Origin of the sequence: Pseudarthrobacter sp. IC2-21, from assembly GCF_034048115.1 — a bacterium.
Lineage (GTDB): Bacteria > Actinomycetota > Actinomycetes > Actinomycetales > Micrococcaceae > Arthrobacter > Arthrobacter naphthalenicus.
In genome coordinates, this window is the sequence record NZ_CP139145.1 from 1,568,644 (window position 1) to 1,590,229 (window position 21,586).

Genomic DNA, 21,586 nt, shown 5'->3' on the forward strand with positions numbered 1-21,586 from the left:
AGCAACCCTGGAGATACCTTCAGCATGAACACCCAGACCCGTGAGACCACGTCCATGAGCGATGCCCAAAACAAGGCCGGCACGCTGATCGAGGCACTGCCGTGGATCCAGCGCTTCGCCGGCACCACCATGGTGATCAAGTACGGCGGCAACGCGATGGTCAACGATGAGCTGCGACGGGCGTTCGCCGAGGACGTGGTGTTCCTGCACCACGTGGGCATCCATCCGGTGGTGGTTCACGGCGGCGGCCCCCAGATTAACGCCATGCTGGCGCGGCTGGGCATCGAATCCGAGTTCAAGGGCGGCCTGCGTGTCACCACGCCCGAGGCCATGGACGTGGTCCGGATGGTCCTCACCGGCCAGGTGGGCCGTGAACTGGTTGGCCTGATCAACTCCCATGGACCCTACGCGGTGGGCATGTCCGGCGAGGACGGCGGTCTGCTCCGGGCCGTCCGCACCGGAACCGTCATCGATGGCGAGGAGGTGGACCTGGGCCTGGTGGGCGAAGTGGTGGGTGTGAACCCCGAAGGCATCCGGGACATCCTGGCTGCCGGCCGCATCCCGGTCATCTCCACCGTGGCCCCGGAAATCGAATCAGAGGGCGTGGAGACGGCCGCCGGTGAAGTCCAGACCACGGGCCAGGTCCTCAACGTCAACGCGGACACGGCCGCCGCCGCCGTGGCCGAAGCGCTCGGGGCCTCCAAACTGGTGATCCTCACCGACGTCGAAGGCCTTTACGCCGACTGGCCGGACAGGTCCTCGCTCATTTCCTCCCTGACGGCCTCCGAACTGCGCCGGCTCCTGCCGTCCCTTGAGTCCGGCATGATCCCCAAGATGGAAGCGTGCCTCAAAGCCGTCGAAGGCGGCGTGGAGCGTGCGCACATCGTGGACGGCAGGCTGCCGCACTCGATGCTCCTGGAAACCTTTACGACCGCCGGCATCGGCACGCAGGTCGTCCCTGACGAGGAAGTGAACGCATGAACGAGCTCCAGCAAACCCCCGTAGCCGAGCTGGTGGAAACCTCGGGCCACACCAGCGGTGCCGAGTGGCTTTCGCGCTACTCCTCCTCCCTTATGGGCGTTTTTGGCACGCCGCAGCGTGTCCTGGTCCGGGGCGCCGGCTGCCTCGTGTGGGACGCGGACGGCAAGGAATACCTGGACCTGCTCGGCGGCATTGCCGTCAACGCCCTCGGCCACGCCAACCCGTTCGTGACCTCTGTGATCTCCAGCCAGCTGGCCACTTTGGGGCACGTCTCGAACTTCTTTACCAGCCCGACGCAGATTGCACTTGCCGAGAGGCTGCTGGCCCTGGCGCACGCCCCGGCCGGCTCCAAGGTGTTCTTCGCCAACTCCGGCACGGAAGCCGTCGAAGCCGCCTTCAAGCTGGCACGGCGGAACAACACCGGCCCCGGCGGCGCGCCCCGGACCAAGATCGTGGCCCTGGAAGGTGCCTTCCACGGGCGCACCATGGGTGCCCTGGCCCTGACCGCGAAGGAAGCCTACCGGGCACCCTTCGAACCGCTGCCCGGCGGCGTGGTCCACATTCCGTTCGGGGATGTCGCAGCCCTCGAGGCCGCCGTCGACGAGTCCGTGGCCGCCGTCTTCCTGGAACCCATCCAGGGCGAGGCCGGGGTCCGGCCGCTCCCCGCCGGCTACCTCAAAGCAGCCCGGGATGCGACCGCCAAAGCCGGTGCCCTGCTCATACTGGACGAGGTCCAGACCGGGATCGGCCGCACCGGCAAATGGTTCGCCAGCGAGGACGCCGGCATCGTTCCGGACGCCATCACCCTGGCCAAGGGCCTCGGCGGCGGGTTCCCCATCGGCGCGCTGATCACCTTCGGGGAGCAGCCGTCGTCGCTCCTTGGCGCAGGCCAGCACGGCAGTACCTTCGGCGGGAACCCGGTGGCGACGGCCGCCGCCCTGGCCACGCTGCACGCCCTCGAAAGTCAGCGCGTGCTGGAAAATGTCGCGAAGGTGGGGGAGTACCTGCGCAGCGGGCTCGCCGATGTGGACGGCGTCACCGAAGTCCGCGGCGAAGGCCTGCTGATCGGCTTCGACCTGGACGCCGACGTGGCACCTGCCGTGGTGGCCGCCGGCCTCGACGCCGGCTTCATCGTCAACAGCCCCGGCCCCCACACCATCCGGCTGGCCCCGCCGCTGGTCCTCACCACCGAACAGGCCGGCACCTTCCTCGCCGCCCTCCCGGACCTCCTCCAGACAGCTAAGGACGCTCAGTGACCCCCGTAGTTTCAGCCGCCGCAGCACCCGCCACCACCCGCCACTTCCTGAAGGACACCGACCTCAGCCCGGCCGAACAGGCTGAAGTGCTCAACCTGGCCGTCCGGATGAAGGCGGCGCCCTACAGTGTGCAGCCGTTCGCGGCGGCGGGTAACGGCCGCAAGACCGTGGCCGTCATCTTCGACAAAACGTCCACGCGCACCCGGGTGTCCTTCGCCACCGGCATCGCCGACATGGGCGGCAACGCGCTGATCATTAACCCGGGCGAGGCGCAGATCGGTCACAAGGAATCGGTGGAGGACACCGCCAAGGTCCTGGAACGGATGGTCTCCACCATCGTCTGGCGTACCGGTGCCCATGCAGGCCTGGTGGCCATGGCGGAAAACTCCAAGGTGCCTGTCATCAATGCCCTGTGCGATGACTACCACCCGTGCCAGCTCCTCGCCGACCTCCTGGCGGTCAAAGAGCATAAGGGCGAGCTCAAGGGCCTGACCATGGCCTACCTTGGCGATGCCGCCAACAACATGGCCAATTCCTACCTGCTGGCGGGTGTCACCGCCGGCATGCATGTCCGCATAGCCGGGCCCGAAGGCTACCTTCCGGCGGCGGAAATTATCGCTGCCGCCGAGGAACGCGCCGCAGAGACCGGCGGGTCCGTGTTGGTCACCACCGACGCCGCAGCGGCCCTTGAGGATGCCGACGTCGTCGCTACAGACACCTGGGTCTCCATGGGGCAGGAAGCGGAAAAGGAAGCCCGGCTGCAGCTGTTCCGGGAGTACTCCGTCGATGAGGCGGCGATGGCACACGCGGCGGATGACGCCGTCGTGCTTCACTGCCTGCCGGCATACCGCGGCTACGAAATTTCGGCCGGTGTCATCGACGGGCCGCAGTCCATCGTCTGGGACGAAGCCGAGAACCGGCTGCACGCCCAGAAGGCGCTGATGGCGTGGCTGATGCACCGGTCCGGACTGGCATTCGTTGAGGGCCTCGCTCCGGTTGAGGGCACCGGGGAGAGCACGTTCTAGTGTCCGTTCCGTCCGCCGCGCCGGGCTCCAGCCCGGCCACCAAAACCGCCCGCCAGGCCCGCATCGCGGCCATCCTGACGGGTGAATCGGTGCGCTCCCAGGCGGAGCTCGCCGCGTTGCTGGCGGACGACGGCGTCCAGGTCACCCAGGCAACCCTGTCCCGGGACCTGGTGGAACTCGGCGCCGTCCGCGTCCGCGGCAAGGAGGGCGTGCTGGTCTACGCCGTCCCCGGCGAAGGCGGCGAACGGGCGGCCAAGAGCGGGGTGAGCCAGGAAATCCTGGACGCCCGGCTGGCCCGGCTATGCAGCGAACTCCTGGTCACCGCGGAGGCATCGGCGAACATCGCGGTGCTCCGGACCCCGCCGGGTGCCGCCAACTTCCTGGCCCTGGCCATCGACCACTCGGTGATGCCGTCCATCCTGGGGACCATCGCCGGTGATGACACCGTGCTGCTCGTGTCCCGGGACCCGCAGGGCGGCCAGGACCTGGCCGCCCGGTTCCTGCAGCTGGCCGAGGACGCGGCGCAATAGTTTTCGCCCCATAAACTTGAAGACAAACCAAGAACCAAACAACTAAGGAGCATTTTCGTGACTGAGCGTATTGTTCTGGCCTACTCCGGTGGCCTGGATACTTCCGTAGCCATCGGCTGGATCGGTGAAGCCACCGGCGCCGAGGTCATCGCCGTGGCGGTCGACGTCGGACAGGGCGGCGAGTCGCTGGAAACCATCCGCCAGCGCGCCCTGGGCTGCGGCGCCGTCGAAGCCTACGTGGCCGACGCCTCCGACGAGTTCGCCAACGAGTACTGCATGCCCACCCTGAAGACCAACGCCCTCTACCAGGGCCACTACCCGCTGGTCTCCGCCATCTCCCGCCCCGTCATCGTCAAGCACCTGGTCAAGGCCGCCCGCGAGTTTGGCGCCACCACCGTGGCCCACGGCTGCACCGGCAAGGGCAACGACCAGGTCCGCTTCGAAGTGGGCATCCAGACGCTCGGGCCGGACCTGAAGTGCATTGCCCCGGTCCGCGACCTCGCCCTCACCCGCGACAAGGCCATCGCCTTCGCCGAGGAAAAGGGACTGCCGATCGAGACCACCAAGAAGAATCCGTACTCGATCGACCAGAACGTCTGGGGCCGCGCCGTCGAAACCGGCTACCTGGAAGACATCTGGAACGCCCCCACCAAGGACATCTACGACTACACCGCCACGCCGGAATTCCCGCCGGCCCCGGATGAAGTCACCATCTCCTTCGAAGCCGGCGTGCCGGTAGCGATCGACGGCGTCCGGGTCACCCCGCTGCAGGCCATCAAGGAACTCAACCGCCGCGCCGGCGCCCAGGGCGTGGGCCGCATCGACGTCGTTGAGGACCGCCTCGTGGGCATCAAGTCCCGCGAGATCTACGAGGCACCCGGTGCCATGGCGCTGATCACCGCGCACAAACACCTCGAAGACATCACCGTGGAGCGCGAGCAGGCCCGCTTCAAGGCCACCGTTGGCCAGCGCTGGGCCGAGCTGGTGTACGACGGCCAGTGGTTCTCACCGCTCAAGCGCTCCCTGGACGCCTTCATCGAGGACACCCAGAAGTACGTCACCGGTGACATCCGCATGACCCTGCACGGTGGCCAGGCAGTGGTCAACGGACGCCGCTCCGAGACCTCGCTGTACGACTTCGACCTCGCCACCTACGACACCGGCGACACCTTCGACCAGTCCATGGCGCGCGGTTTCATCGAGCTCTGGGGCATGTCCGCCAAGGTGGCCTCCGGCCGCGACATCCGCGTCGCAGGAAAGTAGCCCCTGTGGCTGAGCACAAATCGGAGGCGACCAATACGGGTGCGCTGTGGGGCGGCCGGTTCGCCGGCGGCCCCGCCGACGCCCTCGCGGCGCTGAGCAAGTCCACCCACTTTGACTGGCGGCTGGCCCGCTACGACATTGCCGGGTCGAAGGCGCACGCCCGCGTGCTGCACAAGGCCGGGCTGCTGGATGACGCCGAGCTCGACGGCATGCTCGACGCGCTGGCTCGGCTGGACGATGACGTTGCCTCCGGCGCGTACTTGCCGGCGGAGTCCGATGAGGACGTGCACGGTTCCTTGGAACGCGGGCTGATCGAGCGCGCCGGCACCCAGCTGGGCGGCAAGCTGCGTGCGGGCCGGTCCCGCAACGACCAGGTGGCCACCCTGGGCCGGATGTTCCTGCGCGACCATGCTCGGATCATTGCCGGCGGCGTGCTGGCAACCATCGAGGCGCTGGTGGATCAGGCCAAGGCGCACCAGGGCGTGGCCATGCCCGGCCGCACCCACCTGCAGCACGCCCAGCCGGTTCTGCTCAGCCACCACCTGCTGGCCCACGCCTGGGCGCTGCTGCGCGATGTGCAGCGGCTTCAGGACTGGGACAAACGCGCCGGTGTTTCGCCGTACGGTTCCGGCGCCTTGGCTGGCTCCTCACTGGGCCTGGACCCGGAAGCAGTGGCCGCCGACCTGGGCTTCTTCTCCGCAACCCACAACTCGATCGACGGCACCGCTTCGCGCGATGTCTTTGCCGAGTTCGCCTGGGTGACGGCCATGATCGGCGTGGACCTGTCCCGGGTCTCGGAGGAAGTCATCCTGTGGGCCACGAAGGAGTTCTCCTTTGTGACCCTGCACGATTCCTACTCCACCGGCTCCTCGATCATGCCGCAGAAGAAGAACCCGGACGTGGCCGAGCTGGCCCGGGGCAAGGCGGGACGCCTGATCGGCAACCTGACCGGGCTGCTGGCCACGCTCAAGGGCCTGCCGCTTGCGTACAACCGCGACCTGCAGGAGGACAAGGAACCGGTGTTCGACGCCGCCGACACCCTGGAGCTGCTGCTTCCGGCTGTTTCGGGCATGATCGCGACGCTGAAGTTCAACACGGAGCGGATGGAGTCCCTGGCACCCCAGGGCTTCGCGCTGGCCACGGACATCGCCGAATGGCTGGTCCGCCAGGGCGTACCGTTCCGCGAGGCACACGAGCTTTCCGGCGCGGCCGTGAAGCAGGCCGAAAGCCGCGACGTGGAGCTGTGGGACCTGACGGATGAGGAATACGCTGCCATTTCGGCGCATCTGACCCCGGAAGTCCGCACGGTCCTGTCCACCGAAGGTTCGCTCAACAGCCGCAACTCCCAGGGCGGCACCGCACCGGCCGCCGTCGAACGCCAGCTGGTGGCGCTGGAAGCCGAGCTTGCCGGCGTCAGGGACTACGCGAACTAACCTGCCGACGCTCTCTCACTTAATGCGCCTTTTCCGGCAACGCTCTCTCACTTTCTTCAGGAAAGTGAGAGAGCGTTGCCGGTTTTCGCGCATTAAGTGAGAGAGCGTCGGGCGTTGCGGGGCGGAGTCTCCCGGCTACCATTGCGGCATGAGCGACGCCTTCCGCAGCCAACTCCGTGCCCTTCCTGACTTCCCCGAAAACCTGCCGGACTTCGACACCGCCACGGCACCCGCCGATCCGGTGGCGCTGTTCAAACTGTGGCTCGACCAGGCCCTGGCTGCCGGCGTGTTGCAGCCGCACGCCTGCAGCCTGGCCACCGCAGACCACAACGGCCAACCGTCCGCCAGGATGCTGATCCTGAAAGACATCGACGACGACGGCTGGCACTTCGCGACGTCCCGCGCCTCCCGCAAAGGCCGGGAACTCGCGGCGAACCCGAAGGCGGCCCTGAACTTTTACTGGCCGCAGCTGGGCCGGCAGGTCCGGGTGGCAGGTCCCGTGGTTGAGCTGTCAGCCGAGGCGTCGGCGGCAGACTGGGACGCCCGGCCGGCGGCGGACGGCAGCCGCAATCCCGATTGGCAGCTCTACGCGGTGGCGGCCACGGAACTGGAGTTTTGGCAGGCACGCCACGACCGGCCGCATATCCGCCACCGCTTCGTTAACCCGCTTCCCGGGCCAGCAGGCTCTTCTTAATTGCCAGGCCCCAGCGGAAACCCCCCAAGGTCCCGTCCGTACGGATCACACGGTGGCACGGCACAAACAAGGCCGCCGCATTAAAAGCGCAGGCGCTGGCGGCAGCCCGGACTGCCTTGGAATTCCCCGACAGCTCGGCGTACTCGGTGTAGGTCACCGGGAACCCCGGACGGACCGTCCGCAGCACATCCCAGGCGTGGGCCCGGAACGGCCCGGATTTCTGCAGTACGGGTATAGCCATGGCCGGCGCGGGGTCGCCCGCATAGAAGGCCTCCACCGCCCGGGAAATCGGCCCGAGGCCGGTCACCGTTTCCGCCTCGGCCGGGCGCAGCTGTGGGTGGATCTGCCCGGTCAGCTCGCCGGGTTCTGCGGTCCAGCCGGACGCCAGGACCACGCCGTCCTGCGCGAGGATGGTGAACGGACCGTCCGGGGTGGACATCGTCAACAGCTGGGCTTTCATGGCATCACTTTCTCTGGAATGTGCGGTTCGCGGCTGAAGGGCTTCGACGACCCCGCCGCACGCCACAGGTGCATCGTGGCGTAGGAACGCCACGGGCTGACCTCGCGGAAATCCGGCGACAGGGTGCCGGCCGGGGCCGGATCAGTCCCCGGAGGGGTTCCCGGCTCGAGGGCACGGATGCCGTTGCGCACGGCGGCGTCGTTGGCCAGGAACACGTCCGGGGCGCCGAGGACACGCATGGCCACGTAGCCTACCGTCCAGGGCCCCACCCCGGGCAGCGGCAGCAGTTTTGCTTCGAGCCCGGGCAGGTCGTCGCCGTAGCCGAAATCCAGTTCACCGCCTGCCAGGGCGGACGCGGCGGACCGAAGGGCGTCGATCCGGCGTTGCGGACCGCGCAGCAGCGAGTAACCTGACTCGGCGATCTCGGCCGGAGAGGGGAACAGCCGGTCGAGCCCGTCGCCGGGGACCAGGCTGGGGCCTCCGACGGCGGACAGTTGCGTCAGTGCCGTCCGGGCCGCGGCCACGGTGACCTGCTGTCCGATCATGGCCCGGACCAGGAGTTCCTGCGGGTCCACAGCGCCCGGCATCCGCATGCCGGGGGCTCGCGCCGCTGCGGCGGCAAGGCGTGGATCAGCAGCCAACGCAGTGTCGATCGCGACGGGGTCGGCGTCGAGATCGAACAGCCGGCGCACCCTGCTCAGCAGCGCTGGCAGGTCCCGCAGGTCCACCGCGCCGATGGTGAGGGTCAGCGGCCGCCCGGGCGCGTCGTCGTCGTAAGTCACATGGAAGCGGGCCTCACCGTGGGGGAGCCGCAGGGTGCGGGCGTACGACGTCGGTGTCCCCGCTTCGATCCCGGGAATCGCCCTGACCGCGAGGAAGGAGAAGATGGCGGGATCAAACGGTTCGCGGTAAGGGAGGCTGAGCGTCAGTGCGGTCGCGGCGGCAGCCGCCGGATGGTGCCGCGCCGTGGCCCGGAGGGCTGTCGGGGTCATGGCGAACACCTCCACCATGGTGTCGTTGAACTGCCGGACACTGCTGAAGCCGGATGCGAAGGCGATGTCCGCCAGCTTCATGGACGTGGAGACCAGCAGCGTGCGTGCCGTCTGCGCACGGCTGGCCCGGGCCAGGGACAGCGGACCGGCGCCGAGTTCCTGGCCGAGGATCCGGTTCAGTTGGCGGGCAGAATACCCCAGCCGGGCCGCCAGGCCTTCCACGCCCTCGCGGTTGATCACGCCGTCATTGATCAGTCGCATCGCCCGGCCGGCCAGGTCCTGCCTGACATTCCAGGCGGGCGTCCCGGGAACCGCTTCAGGGAGGCACCGTTTGCAGGCCCGGTAGCCGGCTTCGTGCGCCGCAGCGGACGTTTCGTAGAACGTGACGTTGGCCGCTTTGGGGGTCCGGGCCGGGCAGGACGGGCGGCAATAGATGCCCGTGGTCCGGACAGCGGTGTAGAACTGCCCGTCGAAACGGGTGTCCCGCGCGTCGATGGCGCGGTAGCGCTGCCAGAAGTCCATTCCCCTATCCTGCCAGCCCGGCATGGGCACTGCTAGCGGAAATCGGACACGGCCGTTGTCTTCGGTAGAGTCAGTGCATGGCCGTGATCAACAGCGTTCACTCCGGGCCGGAGCGTTCCCCGGAGCAGCTCCGTGAGCAGCTCCGTGAGCTGCTCTCGGGTGATGCCCGGAAGGTCGCGCCCCTGCTGCTGGGGTCCGTCCTGAGCCACAACAGCCACGAGGGAACGGTGTCGGTGCGGATCACCGAGCTGGAGGCGTACATGGGCCCGGGGGACTCGCTGCACCCGGACCCCGGATCACATACGTTCCGCGGCCCAACGGCCCGGAACGCCCCGATGTTCGGTCCGGCCGGCCACCTCTACGTCTATTTCACGTATGGCATGCACTACTGCGCCAACATCGTCTGCGGGCCGGCCGGCACAGCGTCCGCGGTGCTGTTGCGTGCGGGGGAAGTGGTGGAAGGGCGGCACTTGGCGCAGGTGCGGCGGCCGACGTCGAAATCACCGCGTGACCTGGCGAGCGGTCCCGCGCGGCTCGCCACAGCCCTGGCCCTCACCACCGCGGACAGCGGACGCGACGCGCTGGTGGAGCCGTTCAGGCTGCGGCTGCCCTCGGCGCCAGCCCGCACCTACAGTTCGGGGCCCCGTGTAGGGGTCTCCGGCGATGGCGGTTCCGCAGACTACCCGTGGCGTTTCTGGCTGCCGGGGGATGACACGGTGTCCCGCTACAAGGCCGCGAAGGTGCGGCGGCCATAAGTTGGGGTGCCGGGACGGCTTCCGGCCAGGGCTCCAGCACGGTTGCCCGGTGCGTCGCACTCCTGCGCGAACGGCGCCAGCCGATCCTGAAGGCCGCGCTGCACGCACAGCCATTCCGGCTGCAGGATCGAGAACACCGCAGAGTCCGCACGGGTGCCGTCGGGCGCGGTGCGGTGACTTCGGAGCACACCCTCGAACGTGGCCCCGAGCCGTTCGATGGCTGCGGCGCTGCGCAGGTTGCGCGCGTCGCACCGGAAGGCGACCCGCTGAACGCGGAGGACCTCAAACGCAAAGGCAAGCAGGGCGTACTTGCTGGCCGGGTTGACGTGGGTGCCCCAGAACTGCCGGCCAAAGAACGTTCCGCCCACCTCGGCGCGCTGCTGTCCGGCGTCGAAGGCGTTGAGCGCGGTGGTGCCCAGGATCGCACCGGTCCGCTGGTCTGTCACGGCAAAGGCAAGGCTGGCGGGATCGGATATTTTGGCTTCAAGCAGGGCCCTGAGCTCCGGGGCAGTGGCCGGCAGCGGCGCGGCCATCCCGGCCCACATCGTGGCATCCACGAAGTCGTACAGGGCGTGGGCATGCTCCTGCGCCAGCGGGATAAGGGAGAGTCCGTAGCTGGTCAGGACTGTCTCGTGATGCATTGCAGTATTGAATCAGTCCGGGGCCTGCGCCGAAACAGATGGAGGCAACCGGAAAAGTGAACAGTGGATGACATCGGGGGTGTGCGGTCAGGCGGGCACGTTAACCGAAATGGTTGTAGAATGGACGGTCTGTCTTTTGCGATAGGGGAACGTTTAATGCTCGACGCCGATTTGGCCCACGAACGCGATTATGTTGCTGGCTTGTACGCGCGGCTGGAAGAGCTACGCGCTGAGAAGCGCCAGCAGTTGGCACAGGTCCGCCGGGCCGGTGCTGTGGGCACCATGCAGAATGTTTCCGAACGTGACGCCTTCGCGGCGCTCTACGAGGACCGCCTCGCTCAGCTCGATGCCGTTGATGACCGTCTGGTGTTCGGCCGCTTGGATCTGGATTCGGGCGAGGCCCAGTACATCGGGCGCATCGGCCTGACCACCGATGACCTGCAACGGCTGATGGTTGACTGGCGTGCGCCCGAAGCGGGGCACTTTTACCAGGCCACCGCCTTTGACCGGCAGGGCGTCCGCCGCCGGCGGCACCTGATTCTTCAGGGCCGTGAAGTCAAGGCCATCGAGGACGACGTACTCGACGCCGGGATGCTGGCGGATAACGCCTCGCTGCAGGGCGAAGGCGCGCTGCTGGCCGCATTGGATTCCAAACGCACCGGGCGGATGTCTGACATTGTCGGCACCATCCAGTCGGAGCAGGACCGCATCATCAGGTCCTCCATCTCCGGGGCGCTGGTGGTTCAGGGCGGTCCCGGCACCGGCAAGACGGCCGTTGCGCTGCACCGTGCTGCGTACCTCTTGTACACCCACCGGGAGCGCCTCAAGACTGCCGGCGTGCTGCTGGTGGGACCGTCGTCCTCGTTTATGAAGTACATCGAGCGCGTCCTTCCCTCGCTCGGTGAGACGGGCGTGGTCATGGCCAGCCTGGGACGCCTGATGCCGGGCATCAACGCCGTACCTGAACCCGAGGCCGATGTTGCGGCCCTCAAAGGCCGGCTGGACATGGCGAAGGTTGTGGCCAACGCAGTGGCCAACCGGCAGCGGATCCCGGCCGAGGACCGCATCCTCGAGGTCGATGGCCGGAAACTGGTCCTGACACCCCGGCAGGTCAGCCGCGCCCGCGAACGCGCCCGGTCCACCGGCAAGCCGCACAACGAGGCACGCCTGACGTTCGTCAAGATCCTGCTCCGCGAGCTGACGGAACAGATGACCGAGCTGGTGGAGGCCGGCAGCATCGGCAACAACGCGGACCGTTCGTATCTGGCGGAGGACGTCCGGACCGCCCGCGATGTCCGGATCGCGCTCAACCTGTGCTGGATGCCCATGACGCCGGAGAAGCTGATCACCGAACTCCTGAGCAAGCCGGCCGTGCTGGCTGCCTGCACGCCGCACCTCAGCCTCGAAGAGCAGAAGCTGCTGCTGCGCCCGGCGGATGCGCCCTGGACCGAGGCGGATGTTCCGCTGCTGGATGAAGCAGCTGAACTCCTCGGCGAGCTCGATCCCGCAGCCGGACGCGGAATCGCCCAGCAGGAGCATGACCGTGCCCGCGATCTCGCCAACGCCAAGCAGACGCTGGTGAACATGGAGCACATGGGCGTTGATGTCATGATGACCGCCGAGGAACTGGTGGACCAGAACCAGGAGCGGCAGAACCGCCTGACGGCCGCCGAACGGGCCACCACCGACCGCACGTGGGCCTTCGGCCACATTGTGGTGGATGAGGCGCAGGAACTCTCGCCGATGCAGTGGCGGCTGCTGGTCCGCCGGTGCCCCCTGAAGTCCTTCACCATCGTGGGGGACATCGCGCAGACGAGTTCGGTTGCCGGCGCTAACTCCTGGCAGGGAGCCTTGGCGCCGATGTTCGGTGACCGCTGGCAGCTGGAGGAGCTGACGGTCAACTACCGGACGCCGTCGCAGATCGCCGAAGCCGCCGTCCGGATGGCAAATGCGGCCGGACTCGTGGTGTCCGCGCCGAAGGCCGTCCGGGAGGGGCGCTGGTCACCTTTTATCGACAAGGTTGATGCCGGACAGGTGGTCAGTCGCCTCGTGGAGGTGCTCCCCGAAGAACTGGAAGCGCTCGACGGCGGCCTGCTGGCAGTTATTGCCGACGGCGACCTCCTCCCCGCCGCCACCTCAGCCCTGCGTGCCGTCTACGGCCGGCGTATCGGCAACGGCGCGGGCGGTTATGAGCAGGACATCGTGGTGATTAGTCCCCGCGAGGCTAAGGGCCTGGAGTTTGACGGGGTTGTGGTGCTGGAACCGTCGGAGATGCTCAACCATGAGCACGGCCGGGTGGGTGACCTGTACGTTGCCATGACCCGGCCCACGCAGCGGTTGCGTCTGATCGCCGCGAAGGGCATCCCCGCCGGCATCGAAAGCTGAGCCGACCCGCTTTCGCCCTCTTCGCGCCCGGCTCCGTTCATGACGGGGCCGGGCGTCGTCGATCCTGCTAACTTAGAAGTCGTGTCAGAACTCAACGATCTTGAATCCCAGCAGAACGACCCCACCTTCGCCAATGTCTGGCAGGAGCTGAAGTGGCGCGGCCTGGTCCACGTCTCCACCGACGAAGCGGAACTGGAAAAGCTCCTCGCCGGTGAACCGGTCACCTATTACTGCGGGTTCGATCCCACCGCGCCGAGCCTGCACCTGGGCAACCTGGTTCAGCTCCTCCTGATGCGCCGCCTCCAGCTGGCCGGCCACAAGCCGCTGGGACTGGTGGGTGGATCCACCGGGCTGATCGGTGATCCTCGGCCTACCGCCGAACGGACGCTGAACACCAAGGACACCGTGAATGAGTGGGTGGGTTACCTCCAGGCCCAGGTCCGCCGCTTCCTGAGCTTCGAGGGTGCCAACGCAGCGCGCATGGTTAACAACCTCGACTGGACCGCGCCCCTAAGCGCCATTGATTTCCTTCGGGAGATCGGTAAGCACTACCGTGTCGGCACCATGCTCCGCAAGGACGCCGTGGCTTCCCGGCTCAATTCCGATGAAGGCATCAGCTACACGGAATTCAGTTACCAGATTCTGCAGGGCATGGACTACCTGCAGCTCTTCCGCGACTACGGCTGCGTGCTGCAGACCGGCGGCTCGGACCAGTGGGGCAACCTCACCAGCGGGACCGAACTGATCCGGAAGGTAGAGGCCAAGTCTGTTCATGCCCTGGGTACGCCGTTGATCACCAATTCCGATGGCACCAAGTTCGGCAAGAGTGAAGGCAACGCCATCTGGCTCGATGCCGGCATGTGCAGCCCTTATGCGTTCTACCAGTTCTGGCTCAACACCGCCGACGCCGACGTTGTGGACCGCCTGAAAGTCTTCACCTTCCTGAACCGCGCGGAGATCGAATCGATTGCCGCTGCGGTGGCGGAGCGTCCATTTGCCCGCGAGGGCCAGCGCAAGCTGGCGTTCGAGGTCACCTCACTGGTCCACGGAGTGGAAGCAACGGAGAAGGTCATCGCCGCATCGGCCGCCCTCTTTGGCAACGGCGACCTGTCCGCGCTGGACCGGCCCACCCTTGAAGCAGCAACATCGGAGCTTCCTTCCGCTCGGGTCCAGGTGGACGGCCTGGGGATTGTTGATCTGCTGGTGGCTTCCGGCCTCTCGGACAGCAAGTCTGCTGCCAGGCGCACGGTCAACGAAGGCGGCGCCTATGTGAATAACGAGAAGGTGTCTGACCCGGAGGCTGTCATCTCCGAGGATGAACTGCTTCACGGGCAGTACCTCCTGTTGCGCCGCGGCAAGAAGAACCTTGCCACCGTGGAAGTATTGGTCCCTTAGGCGCTTTGCCGCCTCATTGCGCGCTCCTCCGCAGCCGATTTGCACGGCCGCGGGGGAGCGTGTAATGTTTTCTGAGTCGCCGCCGCTGAGTGGTGACAAACCCCCAACAAATTCAAGCAATTCGTCATGTGCACTGCACGAAGATGATGAAAAGCTTAGTTTTTTGGTGGGCGGATTCAGCTTATTGAGTGAATATCCGGAAAATTCCGGGATTTGCAAAGTAAACTTGAATGAACTAAAGTATAAACATCGCAGCGAAGAAAAACGAAGCAAAAGAATTCAATTACTGAATTGCTTCGGGAAGTATTCGAATGTGTCTGTTGTTTGAGAACTCAATAGTGTGCCAAGTTTGTTGATACCAATTTATTGTATTGAATTGGTTGAATTGGCCAGGCCTGTCCACCCCGTGGATGTGGTTTGGTTTTTACAGCTGGTTTCAAATTTTTGCGGCCTTCTTTTCCCGTTATTTCCGGGGGTGTTGGTTGTTTTCTGTTTTTGTTTTACTTCAACGGAGAGTTTGATCCTGGCTCAGGATGAACGCTGGCGGCGTGCTTAACACATGCAAGTCGAACGATGATCCCCAGCTTGCTGGGGGGATTAGTGGCGAACGGGTGAGTAACACGTGAGTAACCTGCCCTTGACTCTGGGATAAGCCTGGGAAACTGGGTCTAATACCGGATATGACTCCTCATCGCATGGTGGGGGGTGGAAAGCTTTTTTGTGGTTTTGGATGGACTCGCGGCCTATCAGCTTGTTGGTGAGGTAATGGCTTACCAAGGCGACGACGGGTAGCCGGCCTGAGAGGGTGACCGGCCACACTGGGACTGAGACACGGCCCAGACTCCTACGGGAGGCAGCAGTGGGGAATATTGCACAATGGGCGAAAGCCTGATGCAGCGACGCCGCGTGAGGGATGACGGCCTTCGGGTTGTAAACCTCTTTCAGTAGGGAAGAAGCGAAAGTGACGGTACCTGCAGAAGAAGCGCCGGCTAACTACGTGCCAGCAGCCGCGGTAATACGTAGGGCGCAAGCGTTATCCGGAATTATTGGGCGTAAAGAGCTCGTAGGCGGTTTGTCGCGTCTGCCGTGAAAGTCCGGGGCTCAACTCCGGATCTGCGGTGGGTACGGGCAGACTAGAGTGATGTAGGGGAGACTGGAATTCCTGGTGTAGCGGTGAAATGCGCAGATATCAGGAGGAACACCGATGGCGAAGGCAGGTCTCTGGGCATTAACTGACGCTGAGGAGCGAAAGCATGGGGAGCGAACAGGATTAGATACCCTGGTAGTCCATGCCGTAAACGTTGGGCACTAGGTGTGGGGGACATTCCACGTTTTCCGCGCCGTAGCTAACGCATTAAGTGCCCCGCCTGGGGAGTACGGCCGCAAGGCTAAAACTCAAAGGAATTGACGGGGGCCCGCACAAGCGGCGGAGCATGCGGATTAATTCGATGCAACGCGAAGAACCTTACCAAGGCTTGACATGGACTGGAAATACCTGGAAACAGGTGCCCCGCTTGCGGTCGGTTCACAGGTGGTGCATGGTTGTCGTCAGCTCGTGTCGTGAGATGTTGGGTTAAGTCCCGCAACGAGCGCAACCCTCGTTCTATGTTGCCAGCGCGTGATGGCGGGGACTCATAGGAGACTGCCGGGGTCAACTCGGAGGAAGGTGGGGACGACGTCAAATCATCATGCCCCTTATGTCTTGGGCTTCACGCATGCTACAATGGCCGGTACAAAGGGTTGCGATACTGTGAGGTGGAGCTAATCCCAAAAAGCCGGTCTCAGTTCGGATTGGGGTCTGCAACTCGACCCCATGAAGTCGGAGTCGCTAGTAATCGCAGATCAGCAACGCTGCGGTGAATACGTTCCCGGGCCTTGTACACACCGCCCGTCAAGTCACGAAAGTTGGTAACACCCGAAGCCGGTGGCCTAACCCCCTTGTGGGGAGGGAGCTGTCGAAGGTGGGACTGGCGATTGGGACTAAGTCGTAACAAGGTAGCCGTACCGGAAGGTGCGGCTGGATCACCTCCTTTCTAAGGAGCACCTACAACAACCCTGCCAGGCGTTATGTCTGTGTGGTGGTGTTGTCAGGAGTACGCCCGTTGCGCAGACGTTTGTTCTGCGGCGGGTGCTCACGGGTGGAATATCAACAAATAGGTGCCTGGCGGCGCTTGCCGGTGGCTAGTACGAATCGTGGGTCCTTCGGGGTCCGGGGTTCTGGAACGTTTGCCGGTGGTATTGCTGGGTAGTGTTTGGCACACTGTTGGGTCCTGAGGCAACAGGACCGGGGTGGGATGCGTTGCGGCTTACGGGTTGTGGTGTTCTTGTTCCGGGGTTTGTTTGTTTCTGGTTTCCTGGCTGCACCGATCACATGGTTGCTTGTTTCCTTCGGGGGCGGGTGTGTGTGGGGTGTGTGGTTTGGGGTTGTTGTTTGAGAACTACATAGTGGACGCGAGCATCTTTTATAAGAAGCAATTTCCAAGAATATGAACCTGGATCTGGCTGCGCGTGATGATGGCATCTCTTTTTTGGGGGGTGTGGTTGTTGGGTGTGGTTGGTTTTCGTGGTTCTCTCGAAAATTTCTGAATTGATCTTTTGTGGTCAAGTTTTTAAGAGCACACGGTGGATGCCTTGGCATTAGGAGCCGAAGAAGGACGTAGGAATCTGCGATAAGCCTGGGGGAGTCGATAACCGGACTGTGATCCCAGGGTGTCCGAATGGGGAAACCCCGCCAGGGGAGCGATCTGCCTGGTGACCCGCATCTGAACACATAGGGTGCGTGGGGGGAACGCGGGGAAGTGAAACATCTCAGTACCCGCAGGAAGAGAAAACAATAGTGATTCCGTTAGTAGTGGCGAGCGAACGCGGATCAGGCTAAACCGTTCCATGTGTGATAGCCGGCGGGCGTTGCATGGTCGGGGTTGTGGGACTTTCCATACCAGTTCTGCCGGACTGGTGGGGTGTGATGTGCAGGCATAGGTGAACGGTCTTGAAAGGCCGGCCAGAGAGGGTGTGAGCCCCGTAACCGAAATGTTTTGTGCCGCCTGTGAGAGTATCCCAAGTAGCACGGGGCCCGAGAAATCCCGTGCGAATCTGTCAGGACCACCTGATAAGCCTAAATACTCCCTAATGACCGATAGCGGACCAGTACCGTGAGGGAAAGGTGAAAAGTACCCCGGGAGGGGAGTGAAACAGTACCTGAAACCGTGTGCTTACAATCCGTCGGAGCAGCCGTGATTTATCACAAGTAGCTGTGACGGCGTGCCTTTTGAAGAATGAGCCTGCGAGTTAGTGTTACGTCGCGAGGTTAACCCGTGTGGGGAAGCCGTAGCGAAAGCGAGTCTGAATAGGGCGTTGCAGTGGCGTGATCTAGACCCGAAGCGAAGTGATCTACCCATGGCCAGGTTGAAGCGACGGTAAGACGTCGTGGAGGACCGAACCCACTTCAGTTGAAAATGGAGGGGATGAGCTGTGGGTAGGGGTGAAAGGCCAATCAAACTTCGTGATAGCTGGTTCTCCCCGAAATGCATTTAGGTGCAGCGTTGCGTGTTTCTTACCGGAGGTAGAGCTACTGGATGGCTAATGGGCCCTACAAGGTTACTGACGTCAGCCAAACTCCGAATGCCGGTAAGTGAGAGCGCAGCAGTGAGACTGTGGGGGATAAGCTTCATAGTCGAGAGGGAAACAGCCCAGACCACCAACTAAGGCCCCTAAGCGTGTGCTAAGTGGGAAAGGATGTGGAGTTGCGAAGACAACCAGGAGGTTGGCTTAGAAGCAGCCATCCTTAAAAGAGTGCGTAATAGCTCACTGGTCAAGTGATTCCGCGCCGACAATGTAGCGGGGCTCAAGTACACCGCCGAAGTTGTGGCATTCAAATATTGCTAAGCCCTTGTGGTTCAGGCGTTTGGATGGGTAGGGGAGCGTCGTGTGGGCAGTGAAGTCGCGGTGTAAACCAGCGGTGGAGCCTACACGAGTGAGAATGCAGGCATGAGTAGCGAAAGACGGGTGAGAAACCCGTCCGCCGAATGATCAAGGGTTCCAGGGTCAAGCTAATCTGCCCTGGGTAAGTCGGGACCTAAGGCGAGGCCGACAGGCGTAGTCGATGGACAACGGGTTGATATTCCCGTACCGGCGAAAAACCGTCCATGTTGAACAGGGGATACTAACCGCCCGAGACCTGCCCAATCACCCTTGTGGTGTGCGGGTTTTGGTGGAGCGCGGGACCTGATCCTGGGAGGCAAGCGTATTAACAGGTGTGACGCAGGAAGGTAGCCGAGCCGGGCGATGGTTGTCCCGGTCTAAGGATGTAGGGCGAACGGTAGGCAAATCCGCTGTTCATGATGCCTGAGATCTGATGGGACCCCCTTTAGTGGGGGGATTTGGTGATCCTATGCTGCCGAGAAAAGCATCGACGCGAGGTTTTAGCCGCCCGTACCCCAAACCGACACAGGTGATCAGGTAGAGAATACTAAGGCGATCGAGAGAATTATGGTTAAGGAACTCGGCAAAATGCCCCCGTAACTTCGGGAGAAGGGGGGCCCCAACCTTGAACACCACTTGCTGGTGGGAGGGGATCGGGGCCGCAGAGACCAGGGGGAAGCGACTGTTTACTAAAAACACAGGTCCGTGCGAAGTCGCAAGACGATGTATACGGACTGACTCCTGCCCGGTGCTGGAAGGTTAAGAGGACCGGTTAGCCCTTACGGGCGAAGCTGAGAATTTAAGCCCCAGTAAACGGCGGTGGTAACTATAACCATCCTAAGGTAGCGAAATTCCTTGTCGGGTAAGTTCCGACCTGCACGAATGGAGTAACGACTTCCCCGCTGTCTCAACCATAAACTCGGCGAAATTGCAGTACGAGTAAAGATGCTCGTTACGCGCAGCAGGACGGAAAGACCCCGAGACCTTTACTATAGTTTGGTATTGGTGTTCGGAGTGGCTTGTGTAGGATAGGTGGGAGACGTTGAAGCCCGGACGCCAGTTCGGGTGGAGTCATCGTTGAAATACCACTCTGGTCACTTTGGACATCTAACTTCGGCCCGTAATCCGGGTCAGGGACAGTGCCTGATGGGTAGTTTAACTGGGGCGGTTGCCTCCTAAAAAGTAACGGAGGCGCCCAAAGGTTCCCTCAGCCTGGTTGGCAATCAGGTGTCGAGTGTAAGTGCACAAGGGAGCTTGACTGTGAGAGAGACATCTCGAGCAGGGACGAAAGTCGGGACTAGTGATCCGGCGGTACATTGTGGAATGGCCGTCGCTCAACGGATAAAAGGTACCTCGGGGATAACAGGCTGATCTTGCCCAAGAGTCCATATCGACGGCATGGTTTGGCACCTCGATGTCGGCTCGTCGCATCCTGGGGCTGGAGTAGGTCCCAAGGGTTGGGCTGTTCGCCCATTAAAGCGGTACGCGAGCTGGGTTTAGAACGTCGTGAGACAGTTCGGTCCCTATCCGCTGCGCGCGCAGGAAATTTGAGAAGGGCTGTCCTTAGTACGAGAGGACCGGGACGGACGAACCTCTGGTGTGTCAGTTGTACTGCCAAGTGCACCGCTGATTAGCTACGTTCGGATGGGATAACCGCTGAAAGCATCTAAGCGGGAAGCTCGCTTCGAGATGAGATTTCCATACACCTTGTGTGTGAGAGGCCCCCAGCCAGACCACTGGGTTGATAGGCCGGATGTGGAAGCGAGGACTAACGACTCGTGAAGCTGACCGGTACTAATAGGCCGATAACTTACACCACACACCACTGCGTGAACGGCATTCAAAAGACGTTCACACCAAGCACTGGTAAAAAGAAACAAGACTGCTTGCGTCCACTATGTGGTTCCCAACCAACAAACCCGCCACGGGCCCGTTGCGACAGGGAACAAAAAACACAACAATACAAACAACACCACAATGTTGTAACCACAGATTTCCCGCCCGGACACCACTGTCCAGGGTGCGGACATAAGGTTACGGCGGTCATAGCGTGGGGGAAACGCCCGGTCCCATTCCGAACCCGGAAGCTAAGACCCACAGCGCCGATGGTACTGCACCCGGGAGGGTGTGGGAGAGTAGGTCACCGCCGGAACACCATTAAAAATGGTTGAGACCCCCCGACACACGTGTCGGGGGGTCTCCCACATTTAACCACCCCCACACCCGGCCAGCCCACAGCCGGCACCCGCCGCACCCACAGCACCCGCAAAACGCTCTCTCACTTAACGCGGGAAAACCCCAAACCCTCCCGCACCCCCGGCCACGGCAAAACACCCCCGCGAACCTCCGCCCCCGGACACCCAACCCCCGGCGCCGCCGTCGAACACCCCACACCGCAAGACCGTCCGCCGAAAACCCACATCAACTGCGAGAGCGTTTCAAAGGCGGCCGCGTACAGGATATGGGTGAACCGTGAATCGCCGGCCGGTCTGGCGCCTTTTGCACTACGTCTGCCTTGCACACTGGAAGTGAGCGTTCCTGGTTGCCCCTAGGGGCGACGTGGTATCTACCGTTGCAGTGTTGGATGGGGCCTAGCTCCGGGTCGTGAATTGGACTTGGATGTACTTGAGCTCAGTGCGTGGAAGCACAGCGGTCACCACCCCGCCTCCTGGCAGATGGGCTCCAATACCGTAGACGAACGGGTCCGTATCGACCTCTGCACCGGGCATATCGACTCCGTTGATCACGGTCCTGGCCCGAATGTTGACCATCCGGCCGGTAACTGTGGGAGCGTGCTGGTCCCACGGGTTACTGCCAGGCCACAGCTCTTCCCGATATTGGTTCATGAGTATGTGGTTGACATGGTCAACCAACAGGCTTCGAACCGAAGAACGCTCGGATGGGACGCGGTGCCAGGTGGTTCGCACGGCCTCCTCAAGTTGCGGGTAACGCAGGCGCTCCACGTACTCGATCAGCCAGGGGGGCCGCGGCCACGGCGGAACTTCCTCGATCGATCTGCGTGTCTTCTCGTCGAGGTCTGCAAGGTTTACCGGGTCTGAGCGGTCATCCGGGTTTCGCCAGAGCGTATAGGTGATGCTCGCCGTCATCTCGTTGTACCCACGATCATCTTGGCCATAGGTCACACCAACGCTGTCGGTGTCCTCCAATGAAGGTTGGGGCGTAAGCTCCATCACTGGAATGGGCATGAGTTTCAGGCGCTCGGCCCATTCAGCACGGGGGTCGGGAGCGTCTGCAGGGACAATTCCAGCCACTCTCATACCCCGACTATGAACCACATGAGTCCGCCTGTATACGGAAGTGGACTTTCGGGTC

14 protein-coding genes and 3 rRNA genes are annotated in these 21,586 nt (G+C 63.4%); 13 read left to right on the forward strand and 4 right to left on the reverse strand.

Going from position 1 to position 21,586, the window contains the following annotated elements:
• Positions 1 to 24 precede the first annotated feature (24 nt).
• The 7 genes from argB to SBP01_RS07225 all read left to right on the forward strand — a co-directional run bounded on the left by argB (position 25) and on the right by SBP01_RS07225 (position 7,182).
• On the forward strand, positions 25 to 981 hold the full coding sequence (argB, locus tag SBP01_RS07195) for an acetylglutamate kinase (protein WP_275215488.1): 957 nt from the start codon (positions 25 to 27) through the stop codon (positions 979 to 981).
• The gene (locus SBP01_RS07200) at positions 978 to 2,237 is read left to right on the forward strand and encodes an acetylornithine transaminase (RefSeq protein WP_275215489.1); all 1,260 of its coding nucleotides are present in this window, start codon (positions 978 to 980) and stop codon (positions 2,235 to 2,237) included. The genes argB and SBP01_RS07200 overlap by 4 nt, the downstream gene beginning before the upstream one ends.
• Positions 2,234 to 3,262, forward strand: coding sequence for an ornithine carbamoyltransferase (gene argF / locus SBP01_RS07205; protein WP_275215490.1), 1,029 nt, complete (start codon positions 2,234 to 2,236; stop codon positions 3,260 to 3,262). Before SBP01_RS07200 ends, argF begins: the two co-directional genes overlap by 4 nt.
• Positions 3,262 to 3,792 (forward strand): arginine repressor, encoded by a 531-nt coding sequence (locus tag SBP01_RS07210; protein ID WP_275215491.1) that lies wholly within the window; start codon positions 3,262 to 3,264, stop codon positions 3,790 to 3,792. Before argF ends, SBP01_RS07210 begins: the two co-directional genes overlap by 1 nt.
• A gap of 57 nt (positions 3,793 to 3,849) precedes the next feature.
• Positions 3,850 to 5,055 (forward strand): argininosuccinate synthase, encoded by a 1,206-nt coding sequence (locus SBP01_RS07215; protein ID WP_275215492.1) that lies wholly within the window; start codon positions 3,850 to 3,852, stop codon positions 5,053 to 5,055.
• Between the two features lie 5 nt (positions 5,056 to 5,060).
• The gene (argH, locus tag SBP01_RS07220; RefSeq protein ID WP_275215493.1) at positions 5,061 to 6,488 is read left to right on the forward strand and encodes an argininosuccinate lyase; all 1,428 of its coding nucleotides are present in this window, start codon (positions 5,061 to 5,063) and stop codon (positions 6,486 to 6,488) included.
• Positions 6,489 to 6,636: 148 nt separating this feature from the next.
• Entirely contained in the window at positions 6,637 to 7,182 is a 546-nt protein-coding gene (locus tag SBP01_RS07225) for a pyridoxal 5'-phosphate synthase (protein ID WP_320537964.1), read from the forward strand.
• Here SBP01_RS07225 and SBP01_RS07230 read toward each other — a convergent pair.
• Together SBP01_RS07230 and SBP01_RS07235 are read right to left on the reverse strand one after the other, a co-directional pair.
• Positions 7,148 to 7,642: a methylated-DNA--[protein]-cysteine S-methyltransferase gene (locus SBP01_RS07230; RefSeq protein ID WP_320537965.1), complete on the reverse strand. Its 495-nt coding sequence runs from the start codon at positions 7,640 to 7,642 to the stop codon at positions 7,148 to 7,150. The two genes, SBP01_RS07225 and SBP01_RS07230, sit on opposite strands and share 35 nt — an antisense overlap.
• Positions 7,639 to 9,156 carry an AlkA N-terminal domain-containing protein gene (locus tag SBP01_RS07235; protein WP_320537966.1) on the reverse strand — a complete coding sequence of 506 codons (1,518 nt, stop codon included), beginning with the start codon at positions 9,154 to 9,156 and terminating at the stop codon, positions 7,639 to 7,641. The genes SBP01_RS07230 and SBP01_RS07235 overlap by 4 nt, the downstream gene beginning before the upstream one ends.
• A 77-nt stretch (positions 9,157 to 9,233) precedes the next feature.
• Between SBP01_RS07235 and SBP01_RS07240 the strand changes: the two genes are divergently transcribed.
• Positions 9,234 to 9,911, forward strand: coding sequence for a DNA-3-methyladenine glycosylase (locus tag SBP01_RS07240; RefSeq protein ID WP_320537967.1), 678 nt, complete (start codon positions 9,234 to 9,236; stop codon positions 9,909 to 9,911).
• Here the strand turns inward: SBP01_RS07240 and SBP01_RS07245 are convergent.
• The gene (locus SBP01_RS07245; RefSeq protein WP_320537968.1) at positions 9,881 to 10,552 is read right to left on the reverse strand and encodes a GNAT family protein; all 672 of its coding nucleotides are present in this window, start codon (positions 10,550 to 10,552) and stop codon (positions 9,881 to 9,883) included. The two genes, SBP01_RS07240 and SBP01_RS07245, sit on opposite strands and share 31 nt — an antisense overlap.
• A gap of 156 nt (positions 10,553 to 10,708) precedes the next feature.
• Here SBP01_RS07245 and SBP01_RS07250 point away from each other — a divergent pair, with 156 nt between their 5' ends.
• The 5 genes from SBP01_RS07250 to rrf all read left to right on the forward strand — a co-directional run bounded on the left by SBP01_RS07250 (position 10,709) and on the right by rrf (position 20,405).
• Entirely contained in the window at positions 10,709 to 12,937 is a 2,229-nt protein-coding gene (locus tag SBP01_RS07250; RefSeq protein ID WP_320537969.1) for a HelD family protein, read from the forward strand.
• Positions 12,938 to 13,018: 81 nt separating this feature from the next.
• Positions 13,019 to 14,332 (forward strand): tyrosine--tRNA ligase, encoded by a 1,314-nt coding sequence (gene tyrS / locus SBP01_RS07255; protein ID WP_275216538.1) that lies wholly within the window; start codon positions 13,019 to 13,021, stop codon positions 14,330 to 14,332.
• Positions 14,333 to 14,837: 505 nt separating this feature from the next.
• Positions 14,838 to 16,365, forward strand: a 16S ribosomal RNA gene (locus SBP01_RS07260).
• A 566-nt stretch (positions 16,366 to 16,931) separates the two neighbouring features.
• Positions 16,932 to 20,072, forward strand: a 23S ribosomal RNA gene (locus SBP01_RS07265).
• Between the two features lie 216 nt (positions 20,073 to 20,288).
• A 5S ribosomal RNA gene (gene rrf, locus SBP01_RS07270) occupies positions 20,289 to 20,405 on the forward strand.
• The 16S, 23S and 5S rRNA genes sit together here, the layout of an rRNA operon.
• A gap of 439 nt (positions 20,406 to 20,844) precedes the next feature.
• On the opposite strand, the gene SBP01_RS07275 is transcribed toward rrf, so the two are convergent.
• Positions 20,845 to 21,531, reverse strand: coding sequence for a hypothetical protein (locus SBP01_RS07275; protein WP_320537970.1), 687 nt, complete (start codon positions 21,529 to 21,531; stop codon positions 20,845 to 20,847).
• Between the last annotated feature and the right edge of the window lie 55 nt (positions 21,532 to 21,586).

What these genes read in the sequence shown, in the direction of transcription:
- argB (WP_275215488.1), top strand. Translation starts at nt 25, where the DNA reads ATGAACACCCAGACCCGTGAGACCACGTCCATGAGCGATGCCCAAAAC.
- SBP01_RS07200 (WP_275215489.1), top strand. Translation starts at nt 978, where the DNA reads ATGAACGAGCTCCAGCAAACCCCCGTAGCCGAGCTGGTGGAAACCTCG.
- SBP01_RS07225 (WP_320537964.1), top strand. Translation starts at nt 6,637, where the DNA reads ATGAGCGACGCCTTCCGCAGCCAACTCCGTGCCCTTCCTGACTTCCCC.
- SBP01_RS07230 (WP_320537965.1), bottom strand. Translation starts at nt 7,642, where the DNA reads ATGAAAGCCCAGCTGTTGACGATGTCCACCCCGGACGGTCCGTTCACC.
- SBP01_RS07235 (WP_320537966.1), bottom strand. Translation starts at nt 9,156, where the DNA reads ATGGACTTCTGGCAGCGCTACCGCGCCATCGACGCGCGGGACACCCGT.
- SBP01_RS07240 (WP_320537967.1), top strand. Translation starts at nt 9,234, where the DNA reads ATGGCCGTGATCAACAGCGTTCACTCCGGGCCGGAGCGTTCCCCGGAG.
- SBP01_RS07245 (WP_320537968.1), bottom strand. Translation starts at nt 10,552, where the DNA reads ATGCATCACGAGACAGTCCTGACCAGCTACGGACTCTCCCTTATCCCG.
- SBP01_RS07250 (WP_320537969.1), top strand. Translation starts at nt 10,709, where the DNA reads ATGCTCGACGCCGATTTGGCCCACGAACGCGATTATGTTGCTGGCTTG.
- SBP01_RS07275 (WP_320537970.1), bottom strand. Translation starts at nt 21,531, where the DNA reads ATGAGAGTGGCTGGAATTGTCCCTGCAGACGCTCCCGACCCCCGTGCT.